11 protein-coding genes are annotated in these 13095 nt (G+C 44.8%); all 11 read left to right on the top strand.

Annotated elements, in window-relative coordinates; all coding sequences use genetic code 11:
• The 11 genes from DFR58_RS22205 (at position 1) to DFR58_RS14105 (ending at position 12962) form a co-directional block, all read left to right on the top strand.
• Positions 1-579 (top strand): dipicolinate synthase subunit B, encoded by a 579-nt coding sequence (locus DFR58_RS22205; RefSeq protein WP_207659235.1) that lies wholly within the window; start codon positions 1-3, stop codon positions 577-579.
• A 128-nt stretch (positions 580-707) separates the two neighbouring features.
• On the top strand, positions 708-1976 hold the full coding sequence (locus tag DFR58_RS14145; protein ID WP_114298500.1) for an O-acetylhomoserine aminocarboxypropyltransferase/cysteine synthase family protein: 1269 nt from the start codon (positions 708-710) through the stop codon (positions 1974-1976).
• 97 nt (positions 1977-2073) lie between these two features.
• Positions 2074-2325 (top strand): TM1266 family iron-only hydrogenase system putative regulator, encoded by a 252-nt coding sequence (locus DFR58_RS14140; protein ID WP_114298499.1) that lies wholly within the window; start codon positions 2074-2076, stop codon positions 2323-2325.
• A gap of 298 nt (positions 2326-2623) precedes the next feature.
• Positions 2624-3163, top strand: coding sequence for an ECF transporter S component (locus DFR58_RS14135; protein ID WP_114298498.1), 540 nt, complete (start codon positions 2624-2626; stop codon positions 3161-3163).
• A complete protein-coding gene (gene hydG, locus DFR58_RS14130; protein WP_114298497.1) occupies positions 3156-4523 on the top strand; it encodes a [FeFe] hydrogenase H-cluster radical SAM maturase HydG in 1368 nt (455 codons plus the stop codon). Before DFR58_RS14135 ends, hydG begins: the two co-directional genes overlap by 8 nt.
• Before the next feature lie 37 nt (positions 4524-4560).
• Entirely contained in the window at positions 4561-5883 is a 1323-nt protein-coding gene (gene hydE, locus DFR58_RS14125) for a [FeFe] hydrogenase H-cluster radical SAM maturase HydE (protein ID WP_114298496.1), read from the top strand.
• Positions 5884-5888: 5 nt separating this feature from the next.
• Entirely contained in the window at positions 5889-7286 is a 1398-nt protein-coding gene (locus tag DFR58_RS14120) for an aspartate ammonia-lyase (RefSeq protein ID WP_114298495.1), read from the top strand.
• A 21-nt stretch (positions 7287-7307) separates the two neighbouring features.
• Complete coding sequence (gene hydF, locus DFR58_RS14115) at positions 7308-8567, top strand: [FeFe] hydrogenase H-cluster maturation GTPase HydF (protein WP_114298494.1); 1260 nt, start codon at positions 7308-7310, stop codon at positions 8565-8567.
• Positions 8568-8586: 19 nt separating this feature from the next.
• On the top strand, positions 8587-9732 hold the full coding sequence (locus DFR58_RS14110) for an aminotransferase class V-fold PLP-dependent enzyme (RefSeq protein WP_114298493.1): 1146 nt from the start codon (positions 8587-8589) through the stop codon (positions 9730-9732).
• 107 nt (positions 9733-9839) lie between these two features.
• Positions 9840-10013, top strand: a complete 174-nt coding sequence (locus tag DFR58_RS21890; protein WP_170138159.1) for a hypothetical protein — start codon at positions 9840-9842, stop codon at positions 10011-10013.
• A 486-nt stretch (positions 10014-10499) separates the two neighbouring features.
• On the top strand, positions 10500-12962 hold the full coding sequence (locus DFR58_RS14105) for a mannose-1-phosphate guanyltransferase (RefSeq protein WP_114298492.1): 2463 nt from the start codon (positions 10500-10502) through the stop codon (positions 12960-12962).
• The last annotated feature ends 133 nt before the right edge of the window (positions 12963-13095 follow it).

The following is a 13095-nucleotide window of genomic DNA, read 5'->3' as shown; positions in this document are numbered from 1 at the left end:
ATGCAGTTAGACGGACTTAAAGTAGGATTTGCGCTTACCGGGTCATTTTGCACTCTGGAAAAGGTAATTCCCGAGATTGATAGGATCGTAAAAGAGGGTGCCGACGTCTATCCCATAATATCGGAGGCAGTGGATAAGCTTGATACAAGATTCGGAGAGGCTGATAAATGGAAATCAAGGCTTCGGGATATCACAGGAAGAGAAGCTATATGCAGCATCATACAGGCAGAGCCTATAGGGCCTAAGGCAATGCTGGATATATTGGTGGTTGCGCCGTGTACAGGAAACACAATTTCAAAGCTTGCAAACGCAATAACCGATACCTCCGTCACCATGGCGTGCAAGGCGCACCTGAGAAATCAAAAGCCTCTCGTGCTTGCAATATCCACAAATGACGGGCTCGGAATGAATGCTAAAAACATAGGTATGCTGATGAATATGAAAAACATATACATGGTACCGTTCGAGCAGGATGATCCCATTAAAAAGTGCAATTCATTGATGGCAAGGAATGATCTTATTATACCGACTATCTTAGAATCACTAAAGGGAAAGCAAATACAGCCTGTTCTTGTATAAAAACAAATATATTTATTTTTTAGCGGGGCCGCATCAGGCTCCTTTTTTGTGGTATTAATCAATTTGATTGACTTTGCACAGCACTAAAGTATAATATGTAAAGGAAAATATACGAAGGAGTGAATTAAATGGAGTCATGGAGAATTGAGACCAGATGCCTTCAGGAGGGGTATAAGCCCGGCAACGGAGAACCACGCGTGCTTCCGATATTTCAAAGCACTACATACAAATATGATTCTACAGAGCATGTTGCCAAATTGTTTGATCTTGAAGTGCCGGGGCACATGTACACAAGAATAAGCAATCCTACGGTGGAGTGCGTTGAGAATAAAATAGCATCCTTAGAAGGAGGGGTAGGCGCCTTATGTACTTCCTCGGGCCAGTCTGCTTCTATGATAGCGGTAATGAATATATGCGGGTGCGGGGATCATGTTGTTTCCTCCGGCACTATTTACGGAGGTACATACAATCTTTTCTCGGTGACGTTAAAGAAAATGGGCGTTGAGGTAAGCTTTGTAGACCCCGACGCATCGGAGGATGAAATACAGAAGGCATTCAGGCCGGGTACAAAGGCGGTATTTGCCGAGACTATAGCAAATCCCAAGATAAGCGTACTGGATATTGAAAAGTTTGCACGGATTTCAAAGAAAAATAATGTTCCGCTTATTGTGGACAACACCTTTGCAACCCCCATTTTGTGCAGACCTATAGAATTCGGTGCTGATATTGTCGTGCATTCCACAACAAAATACATGGACGGACATGCTACAAGTGTGGGGGGCGCTATAGTGGATGCCGGAAGCTTTGACTGGAAAAACGGCAAATACCCTGATATGACACAGCCCGACCCGTCTTATCACGGCGTGGCATATACCGAGGCTTTTGCCGAAAAAGCATATATTACCAAGGCAAGGGTTCAGTATATGAGGGATATAGGAAACTGCATGAGCCCAATGAACGCTTTTTTAACCAATATAGGTCTGGAAACGCTGCATATAAGGATGGAGAGACACTGCGAAAATGCCGTAAAGGTGGCAAGGTATCTTAAGGGCAGCGATAAAGTACTGTCTGTCAGCTACCCTGCGCTGGCGGAGGACAAGTATTATGACATGGCCGGCAAATACCTTCCAAAGGGCTGTAGCGGCGTAATATCCTTCAGAATAAAGGGTGGAAGGGAAGAGGCTGTAAGGTTTATGGACAGGCTTAAGCTTGCGGCCATAGTTGTGCATGTGGCGGACGCCAGAACGGCTGTCCTTCACCCGGCAAGCTCAACCCACCGGCAGCTCAGCGACAGCCAGCTCATGGATGCCGGGATAGAGCCCGACCTTATACGCTTTTCGGTAGGGCTTGAAAACGCTGATGACATAATTGAGGATATAAGTCAGGCACTGGGCTGATAGCAGCATAAAGGCCAATATAAAAAAGACGCTGTTTACTTTTTCAGAATTGTTGGTATAATTAAGCTATGGTTAAAATTTTAACGAGGTACACTGTATGGAGGGCAATAACAGAATTGCGGTTATAGGGATAGTAATAAGCAACAGAGAGCAGAATGCTGAAAGGGTCAATGACATATTGAGCAGCTTTGGGAATATTATTGTAGGAAGGATGGGAATACCGTACAGGGACAGGAATATATCGGTTATTTCCATAATTGTTGACGGTACCAATGACGACATTGGAGCATTGACAGGAAGGCTTGGCAATATAAGCGGAATAAAGGCCAAGGTTGCACTGACCTATTGATATAGAGGTAATTCCTTGCGATAAAAGGGATGTGCCTTTACATATTGCGTTCTTAGGCAAAGGAGAAATCTTATGCCGTGGAAAAAATATATTATGCCTGACGAGACGGATGTTTGAGGTCTTATCGAAGGGGGGAGCCGGACTATGTTCTTTAAGTATGTCTTTTTTAACTCTTCCTGAAAGAGGGTATGCCTTCTTTATTCGGGGAGAGTTATTTATTTATGCGCACCTTATGTGAGGCATAATTGTAATTATGGTGTGACTTTAGTAATAATATTTATTTGGGGGGGCTTTTTTAATGAAATTCAGTGTAAAATTCATTTCACGTACAGCGGTTCTGCTAGCCTTAACAGTAGTTTTTCAAATGCTGGGGAGGATAATACCTCCGCCTTACAACAGCTTTATATCAGGGCCTCTGGTCAATGCCTGTCTATTGCTTGCGGCAGCGTTTTCAGGTGTGTGGAGCGGTGTTATAATAGCAATACTTGCGCCGTTTACATCACTTATTAATAACCATGCTGCTATTGCACCAATGCTTCTTATGTTTGCGCCGTTTATTGCCATTGGCAATTCCATTCTGGTGGTTTCGTTCAATCTTTTGAAAAAAAGGAGCAAGCTTTTTGGCGTACTGGCGGGGGCTGTTCTTAAATTTGCGTTTTTATGGGGCGCAATTGTTATATTTGTAAGGGTTAATACGGCGGTTAATGCTAAGATGGCTCCTGTTCTGGTATCAATGTTCAGCGTGCCGCAGCTTGTTACGGCACTGATCGGCGGGGCGGTGGCCCTGGCTGCAATGAAGGCTTTGAAAAACACAATTGGAGGAGATGTAAATGGTTGATTTTATAGATGAGGGCTTGATTCATTCAATTTTAGAGGACAGCATAAGGCCTGAAAGGGCGGAAATAGCGGAAATTCTTGCAAAAGCCCGTGAGTGCAGGGGGATAAGCCTTAAGGAGACGGCAAGCCTGCTCAATATACAGGATGAAGAGCTGCTTTCAGAGGTTTATGACGCTGCAAGGTATGTAAAAAATAAAATATACGGTAAAAGAGTGGTGCTGTTTGCGCCGTTATATACCAGCAATGAGTGTACAAATAACTGCCTTTACTGCGGCTTCAGGCACGACAACAAGGAACTCCACAGAAAGACTCTGTCTGTTGAGGAAATAGTGAGTGAGGCAAAGGCCATTGAAGAGCAGGGACACAAGCGCCTGCTGCTTATTTGTGGGGAGGATGCCAAAAAGACCGATATACGGCATTTTACCGATGCAATGGACGCAATATATAAAAATGTTAATATAAAAAGAATAAACGTCGAGGCTGCTCCCATGCAGGTGGAGGAGTACAGGCAGTTAAAAAACGCCGGAGTGGGGACGTATGTTATATTTCAAGAGACCTATAGCCGTGAGGTGTATAAAAAAATGCACCAGGTAGGAAGAAAAGCTGACTATGACTGGAGGATAACGGCTATAGACCGTGCCTTTCAGGGAGGAATCGACGATGTAGGCGTAGGGGCGCTGCTGGGGCTTTACGACTACAGGTTTGAGGTTCTGGGGCTGCTTATGCACGCCATGAGCTTTGAAAAGAGGTTTGGAGTGGGGCCTCATACCATTTCAGTGCCAAGGCTGAGGCCGGCTCTTGGGTGGGCACTGGACAAAATACCCTTTCAGGTGAACGACAGGGATTTTAAAAAGATTGTTGCGGTATATAGATTGGCAGTGCCATATACAGGCATCATTTTATCTACAAGAGAGAGCGAGCAAATGAGGGATGAGCTGCTTGGCATAGGGGTGTCGCAGATAAGCGCAGGCTCAAAGACCAGTCCCGGCGGATACAAGGAAGAGGAGGACAAGGCGGATCAATTCTCTGTCAATGACCACAGAAGTCTTCCCAAAATGATTGAGACGATATGTCAAGAGGGATATATACCAAGCTTCTGTACGGCATGCTACAGAAGGTGCCGCACAGGCGAGGCGTTTATGGAGCACGCAAAGGGAGGCGATATACACGAATACTGCCAGCCCAATGCAATACTTACCTTTAAGGAAAATCTGCTGGACTACGGGACGGAGCAGTTGAAGGAGAAGGGCGAAGAGGTGATCGGCAAGGCTCTTCTGGAAATTGAGGATGCCGGAATGAGGCTTAAAACAGTGGAAAGACTGAAGGAGCTTGAAGGCGGCAAGAGGGATCTGTATTTTTAACATTCAGGGGCTTTAAGGATTTGAAAGGGGGAAGAAGGTGGAGCAGAGGTTCTTTTTAATAATTGCGGCTAACACTGCACAAATGCTCTTTGCGGACAGGGTTTTAAAGGCGGAGGGCATAAATACGCAGCTTGTGCCGGCGCCTCCCGAGTCGGGAACGGTATGCGCCATTGCGGTAAAAATTTCACAAGACGATGTGGAAGCCGCAAAAAGGCTTATAGCTGTAAACAGTGTTGAGGTCACTCATATACTTGAGGACAAAAGGATGAAGCTTCAGGGACTGCTTGACGAGAAGCTGGCGCAGGGAATAACAGAGGATTTCTTAAGAATTTTAGAGAGGATTGAGAGCGGTCAGGAGCTTGACAGGAGCGATATACTGTATCTTTTATCTACCCAAAGGGAGAAGGAGATCAATACAATATTCAGTGCCGCAGACAGGATAAGAAAGGAAACGGTTGGGGATGCGGTTGAGATAAGAGGAGCAATAGAGTTTTCAAATTATTGCAGAAAGGACTGCTCTTACTGCGGAATAGGCTCCTCAAACAAATGCGTTAAGAGATACAGCATGTCTGAGGAGGAAATAATGGAGGCGGTTCACAGCGTAAAGGCTATGGGTATGAAAACCGTCATTCTCCAGTCGGGAGAGGATTCCAGATGGGATACTCCAAGGCTTGTAAGGCTGGTTGAGAGGATCAGGAATGAAACAGGTATGAAGATAACCCTAAGCGTGGGTGAAAAAAGCAGGGAGGAGTATGAGCAGCTAAGAAATGCGGGAGCGGTCAACTTTTTGCTTAAAATAGAAACAACCAACAGAGATCTGTTTGCACGGCTTCATCCCGACGATGATTACGATCACCGTCTGCAGTGCTCGCTATGGTTAAAGGAACTGGGCTATTTAAACGGCTCGGGCAATATAATAGGGCTTCCAGGACAAACTCTGGACGATATAGCGGGCGATATACTTTATTTCAAGGAAATGGGCATAAACATGATTGGGATAGGGCCATTTATACCTGCCGAGGGAAGCAGGCTTGAAAATCATCCGACAGGGGATATAGACTTAACCCTTCGTGTGGTAGCGGTAACAAGGATTGTCTGTAAGAGAGTTTATATACCCTCGACAACGGCGCTGGCCTCATTGGACAAGGATGCTCAGGTAAAAGCCCTTCAGGCGGGTGCAAACACAATAATGCTTATAAATACTCCCGAGAGGTATAGAAAAAGCTATAATATTTACAACAACAAAAATATGGTTGATATGGCTTCCGCAGCCTATGCGGCGGAAAAGGCAGGACGGCCCCTTCCTTCATATATTGTATGGCAGGCCGTCAATCCCGGGCATGAATGTATTGTGGGGTGATATAATTGCGCATTGAGCATGACTTGCTGGGAGAAAAAGAAATAGAGGATTCCAGCTATTACGGAGTGCATACACAAAGGGCTATGGAGAATTTTAACATATCGGGGAAGCCAATGCACTGCGAGCTCATAAGAGCACTTGCTATTGTGAAGAAGGCTGCCGCGATGGCCAATGGCGAGGCAGGGCTGCTTGAGGAGCGGCTGGAGAGGGCTATATGCGCGGCATGTAACGACGTTTTGTCAGGACGGCTTGACAACCAGTTTGTGGTGGACTGTATGCAGGGTGGCGCAGGCACCTCCGCCAATATGAACATGAACGAGGTGCTTGCAAACAGGGCAATTGAGCTGCTTGGCGGCAGTAAAGGGGACTACTCTGTTGTACACCCCTTAGACCATGTAAACATGTCGCAATCTACCAACGATGTGTTCCCCACGGCAGTCAGAATAGCTGCCATAAGGCTGCTTTCTCCTGTCAGCGGCCTGTTTGCGGAATTGCAGACTGCCCTTCAGCAAAAGGAGGAGGAGTTTGCCACAGTGCTGAAGGTGGGAAGGACACAGCTTCAGGATGCCGTGCCTGTGACGCTGGGTCAGGAATTCGGCGCATGGGCGCAGGCCGTTGCCAGAGACAGGTGGAGGCTGTACAAGGCGGAGGAGCGCTTAAGGCAGATAAACCTTGGAGGTACTGCGGTAGGAACAGGCCTTAACGCCGAAAGAAAATATATTTTTTCAGCGGCGGAGAAACTGAGGGCTTTAACGGGAATAGGACTGGCCAGAGCTGAATACATGATGGATATAACACAAAATAACGATGTGTTTGTTGAGGTGTCGGGGCTTTTAAAGGCTGCCGCCGTTAACCTTTCAAAAATTGCAAGTGACTTAAGGCTGCTTTCATCAGGGCCAAGGGCGGGAATAGGAGAAATAAGGCTGCCCGAGGCGCAGGCGGGCTCTTCCATAATGCCTGGCAAGGTAAACCCCGTAATTCCTGAGGCTGTAAACCAGATAGCGTTTCAGATAATGGGAAACGATTTGGCTATTACACTCGCGGCGCAAAGCGGGCAGCTTGAGCTTAATGCATTTTTACCCGTTATAGCGAGGAACCTGTTTGAAATGCTGGACTTGCTGAGAAACGGAATAAGAATATTTATAGACAAGTGCATAAAGGGTATAGAGGCCGACACAGCCCGGTGCAGCCTGCTGCTGGAGGGCAGCCTGTCCCTTGCCACGGCGCTGTCGGGGTATATAGGCTATGAAAAGGCCACTCTTGTGGCAAAAAGGTGTGCTGTGGAAAACAGGGGTGTTAGAGAGCTGATAATGGAAGAGAGGCTTATAGAAGAGGAAAAATTAGATTTGATTTTAAGCGCTTACGGTATGACAAAGCCGGGAATACCCGGTAAAAAGGGATAGCATAGAGAAAGGGTGAAGAATATGAATTCAACTCCTGTTGGAAACCGCCTTCACATAGCCGTGTTCGGAAGAAGAAATTCGGGAAAATCCAGTCTGGTAAATGCCATTACAGGCCAGAAGCTTGCAATAGTTTCGGATGTACCCGGCACCACCACCGACCCGGTGTATAAATCCATGGAGCTTTTGCCGTTGGGCCCGGTAGTCGTCATAGACACTGCCGGACTTGATGATGAGGGGGATTTGGGAAACTTAAGGATGCAAAAGACATATGATGTGATGAGGAAGACCAATATTGCAATACTTGTTGTCAATGCGGAGGATGGTGTAACGGAGTTTGACCGGGGATTTGCCGCAAGGCTTAAGGAAAAGGGCATTTCCACAATTGCTGTAGCCAATAAATGTGATATGAAGAAATTTACGCCGGAGGAGCTGAAGATACTCGAAATGGAGCTGGGTCTTGGTATTATGCAGGTGAGCTCCACAATGGGAGACGGGGTGGAGGACTTAAAAAAAGCAATTGCCGAAAGGGGAGAGGGGAGCCAGAGCCAGCCCGGACTGGTAGGGGATTTGATAAATCCGGGAGACTTAATAGTGCTTGTTACCCCTATAGACAAGGCGGCTCCCAAGGGAAGGCTTATACTTCCGCAGCAGCAAACCATAAGGGATATTATAGAAAATGATGCCATTGCGGTTGTAACCAAGGAGCATGAGCTTAAGGAAACAATGGAAAGCTTTACAAAGAGGCCGGCCCTTGTTATTACCGATTCACAGGCCTTTCTTAAGGTTTCTGCAGATACACCGACGGATATACCGCTCACATCCTTTTCTATTTTATTTGCAAGGCAAAAGGGGGAGCTTATGGAAATGGTAAGAGGCATAAAAAAGATTGAGAGCTTAAGCGGCGGAAGCAGGGTGCTTATAGTTGAAGGCTGCACTCATCACAGACAGTCCGACGATATAGGAAAGGTAAAAATACCAAGATGGATAAGGCAGATATGCGGAGGAGATATACAATTTGAATGGGCAAGCGGAAGCTGGTTCCCGGAGGATCTTGAAAAATACAGCGCTATTGTGCATTGCGGGGCGTGTATGCTTAACAGGCAGGAGATGCAGTACAGAATAGCGTCGGCAAAGGCCGGCGGAGTTGCAATTACAAATTACGGAATGCTGATAGCATACGTACAGGGTATACTTAAAAGGGCGCTAAAGCCATTTCCGGCGGCGTCACTGCTTTTAGAAGATATTCTTTCAGAAAACATGCTTGCAGAAAAGCTGTATTAGGGGGGAGGTATTGAATGAAATGATATATCTTGATAATGCGGCAACCTCATATCCAAAGCCGGAGGCGGTATATAACGGCGTAGAGAGGTGCATGAGGGAGTATTGCGCAAATCCCGGCAGAGGAGGCCATGAAATGTCAATAGCCTCTGGGAAGGCGGTGCTTTACGCCAGGGAAATAATAGCGGCTTTCTTTAATTTTAAGAACCCAATGCTGCTTTCCTTTACAAAAAATGCCACTGAGGCTTTGAATATAGCTATTAAAGGATATCTCGGACATGGGGATCATGTCATAACCACCTGCATGGAGCATAATTCCGTTATAAGGCCTTTAAAAACGCTTGAAAGGGATGCTGGGCTGGAGATTTCCATAATTCGGGGCGATATGTTAGGGAGGATTGACCCGGAGGATATCAGGAAGGCTGTAAAGCCCAATACCAGACTCATTGCCGCTACGCTGTCGTCAAACGTCAACGGCATGATAATGCCGGTAAGGGAGATCGGCAAAATTGCGCGTGAAACAGGGATTGCGTTTTTGCTTGACGCCTCTCAGGGCGTCGGCTCTATAGATGTTGATGCTATCGGTATGGGAATAGATATGCTTGCCTTCCCCGGGCATAAAGGTCTGATGGGCCCGCAGGGCACGGGGGGGCTTTATGTGAGGGAGGGTCTTAAGCTTAAAACCATAATGGAGGGTGGTACCGGCAGTAACTCCGAAAGCCTGTACCAGCCCGAAATAATGCCGGATCTTTTAGAGAGCGGCACGGTTAACACTCCGGGGATAGTAGGCTTAGGCCTGGGAATAGAATTCATAAGGGAGTTTGGATTGGACAAATTAAGAAGCCATAAGCACATGCTGACAAAAAGGTTTTATGAAGGGCTGTCGGAAAACAAAAAGGCTATTTTTTACAGCAGCCCCGATATGGAGGAGAATTCAGGCATCATAGCAATTAATATTAAGGATGTTGATTCTTCGGAGGTGAGCCATGTTCTGGATAGGGTGTATGGTATAGCCACAAGAGCGGGGCTTCACTGCTCCTTCCTTGCCCACAATACTCTGGGGACGGTAAAAAGCGGGATAGTCCGTTTCAGTGTGAGCTGCTTCAATACGCCGGAGGAAATTGACGTTACCGTTAAGGCTTTAAATGAAATCATCTTAAAGGTATAGTTTTTTATTAATTATATTTATAAAATCATAAAAAATATTAAAAAAATTCAGACAAATATTAATGAATATAGTATAATTAATTAAAACAATTGAAGAGGTGAATTTTTATGAATAACATCACGTTAAAAAAAATAATTACCGCTGCAATAATGATCGTGCTCTTCATAATAGCAGTAAGGATTCTGGTAAGGCTTCTTGGTTTTATACTGGGAATTATTTTGCCCGTTGCACTTTTGGCGGGTGCCGGATATCTTATATACAAAATGTTTACTAAAAGGTAACTGTATTAAAGCCTTCTCTAAAGGACATTCTAAAAAGAGGACGGGTATTTTAAAAAATACCTACCCTCTCTTTTTTTATATATAATTAGGATGCAATAAAGATTTTACAAACATGGAGAATATAATTTCTTCCATCAAACTATATCCTCCATGTAAAATCTTTATTGCTAAATATATAAAATGTAATAAAGATTTTAAAAGTATCTGCATAATAAAAGTATAATTTCTAATTATTTAATAACTATGTAAAAAATAAAATGCATTAAAATATACAACAATACAAAAACTTTTAAATATAAATTAATAAAAATTATTTTTAATAAAACAAGCTTCCTTATAGTCAACGCGCTCTAAAAGCTCAGCATATGAGGAAGCATTGCTTTCTTAAGGATAAAAAGCCTGTAGGCATATGCAATTTGTTACAGACAGTAAACCATTTAGACGGTATGCTGCCTGTAAACACAAATTTACGAAAGGATGAATTTAATGAAGGCTGTTATAATGGCTGGAGGCGAAGGTACGCGGCTCAGACCCCTCACTTGCAATAGGCCAAAGCCAATGGTGCCTATTGTAAATAAGCCTGTAATGGAACATATCATCGAACTGCTGAAGAAGCATAATTTGAAGGAAATTGCTGTAACCCTGCAGTATATGCCTGAGCTGGTAAAGGAGTATTTCCAGGACGGCAGGGATTTTGGGGTGAATATGAGGTACTACGTGGAGAATAGCCCTCTGGGCACTGCCGGAAGTGTAAAAAACGCAGAGAATTTTCTTGACGACACCTTTATAGTAATAAGTGGGGATGCATTAACAGATATTGATTTGAGCAGTGCAATAGAATTTCACTTTAAAAATAAATCCATGGCGACGCTTGTTTTAAAAAGAGTGGACATTCCCCTTGAATACGGGGTTGTGGTAACGGATGAGAGCGGAAGGATTACCAGATTTCTTGAAAAGCCAAGCTGGGGGGAGGTGTTCAGCGACACGGCAAACACAGGTATATATATACTTTCCCCTCAGGTATTGACGTATTTTAACAGGGATGAGGCATTTGACTTCAGCAAGGATCTTTTTCCCATTCTTTTAAAGGAAGGAAAGCCCATGTATGGCTATGTAACTAACGACTACTGGTGCGATATAGGAGATTTGAAGGCTTACCGTCAGGCGCATATGGATGTTCTGGAGGGACGGGTAAGGGTAAATATACCGGGGGAGGAAATTTCAGAAGGAATATGGGTGGAGTCTGAAGCGGAAATAGAGGAGGACGCGTCTGTTTTGCCCCCCTGTGTAATAGGCAGGGGAAGCAGGATTAAGAAAGGCACCGTTATAGGGAGTCATTCCGTTATAGGGAATTTTAATATAATAGAAAAGAGAAGCGGGATTAAAAGAAGCATCGTATGGAATAACTGCATTATTGATAAAAATGTTCAGCTAAGGGGAGGCATAGTATGCAACAAAATTCACATAGGCGAAAATGTATCGGCTTTTGAGAATTCCGTAATAGGGGACGATACCGTAATAAAGGAAAATGCCTCGGTAAAGCCAAACGTAAAGATATGGCCCAATAAAATGATAGATGCCGGAACCGAGGTCAATTCAAACCTTGTATGGGGGTCTAAGTTTACCAGAGTTATATTCGGAAACAGGGGGATATCAGGTGAAATAAATGTTGATATAACCCCGGAATATGCCTCAAAGCTTGGAGCTGCCTATGGCTCCGTTTTCAGGAAAGGGTCACGCATAGCAATAAGCTGTGACGGCTCCCCGTCGGCGCATATGCTAAAAATATCCTTAGGGGCGGGGCTTCTTTCGTCGGGAGTCGAGGTGCTGGACTTAGGCAAGCTGCTGCTGCCTATGGCAAGGTCTGCGATAAGGTTTTATAAAATTGACGGGGGAATTCATATAAACACCGCGTCTGAGGACAGGGCAAAGCTGTTTGTAGATTTTCTCGACTTAAACGGAAGCAACATAGACAGGGGAATGGAAAGAAAAATTGAAAATGCCTTTGCAAGAGAGGATTTTAACCGCTGCGAGGGTGACTGCATAGAGGAAATAAAATACATCCCCGATTATGGAACGTTTTATTTGAGAAACATATTAAACAGCATAAAATCAAAGCAAATGAAGTACAGAATTGCTGTCAACTCAAATTCCGAATTGATTACTGGCACCATGAAGGAGCTGCTCAGCGAAGCGGGCTGCATGGTCGATACTATGAGCTTGCGGCTTATCAACACGAGGACCTCGTCACGCAGTATGCCCTCCAGCCATGTGAGATTCTTTACAAAGAATATAAAACTGAAAAAGCTTGATTTAGGCGTGTCCATTGAGGACACCTGTGAAAAGATGATGCTTGTGGACGATAAGGGGAGGATAGTAACAGAGGACATGTTTATAGCTCTCATATCGATAATATTTTTCAAAAGCACACTGGGGGGCACAGTAGTAGTGCCTATATCGGCAAGCCACATCGTTGAAAAAATAGCCGGCGAGAACAAGGGGAAGGTAGTGCGTACAAAAACGTCCCAGCAGGATATAATGAAAAAAATACTGGGGGATGAAATAAAGGAGGAAATGCTTGACCAATTTACCATGCACTTTGACGCAATAGCGTGCCTTATAAAAATACTGGATTTTATGACGGTAAACAACTACAGGCTGTCGGAGCTGGTGGACATGATACCGGGCTTCCATATGGCGAAAAGGGAGGTTGAGTGTCCCTGGAACGCGAAGGGAAAGGTTATCCGGCAAATAATACAGGGGGAGAATTTCGAAAAAATTGAGACCTTAGAGGGCGTGAAAATATATCAGGACGGGGGATGGGTGCTTGTACTGCCCGACGCCGAGAGGCCTGTGTGCAGGGTTATAAGTGAAAGCTATTCGGCCGAGTTTGCCGAGGAGCTGTCCGCTATATACGTGAACAAGATAAGGGAAATAAGCAGGGGATAAAATCAGACAGGCAGCCCCCTTTAAAGGGGGCTGCTTTTATAATGAGCGTTACATATGAGCCATAATATGACAAATAATTTGTATGCACTGTAGTAATATTATTATGGAGGAATTGACAATGAAAAAGGTTTTA

This window comes from Anaerobacterium chartisolvens (assembly GCF_003337415.1).
Lineage (GTDB): Bacteria > Bacillota > Clostridia > Acetivibrionales > DSM-27016 > Anaerobacterium > Anaerobacterium chartisolvens.
This window is presented reverse-complemented; position numbering and strand designations above follow the sequence as displayed.

Bases quoted from the DNA above. Each gene is read 5' to 3' on its own strand.
- DFR58_RS22205 (WP_207659235.1), top strand. From the start codon at position 1: ATGCAGTTAGACGGACTTAAAGTAGGATTTGCGCTTACCGGGTCATTT.
- DFR58_RS14145 (WP_114298500.1), top strand. From the start codon at position 708: ATGGAGTCATGGAGAATTGAGACCAGATGCCTTCAGGAGGGGTATAAG.
- DFR58_RS14140 (WP_114298499.1), top strand. From the start codon at position 2,074: ATGGAGGGCAATAACAGAATTGCGGTTATAGGGATAGTAATAAGCAAC.
- DFR58_RS14135 (WP_114298498.1), top strand. From the start codon at position 2,624: ATGAAATTCAGTGTAAAATTCATTTCACGTACAGCGGTTCTGCTAGCC.
- hydG (WP_114298497.1), top strand. From the start codon at position 3,156: ATGGTTGATTTTATAGATGAGGGCTTGATTCATTCAATTTTAGAGGAC.
- hydF (WP_114298494.1), top strand. From the start codon at position 7,308: ATGAATTCAACTCCTGTTGGAAACCGCCTTCACATAGCCGTGTTCGGA.
- DFR58_RS14110 (WP_114298493.1), top strand. From the start codon at position 8,587: ATGATATATCTTGATAATGCGGCAACCTCATATCCAAAGCCGGAGGCG.
- DFR58_RS21890 (WP_170138159.1), top strand. From the start codon at position 9,840: ATGAATAACATCACGTTAAAAAAAATAATTACCGCTGCAATAATGATC.
- DFR58_RS14105 (WP_114298492.1), top strand. From the start codon at position 10,500: ATGAAGGCTGTTATAATGGCTGGAGGCGAAGGTACGCGGCTCAGACCC.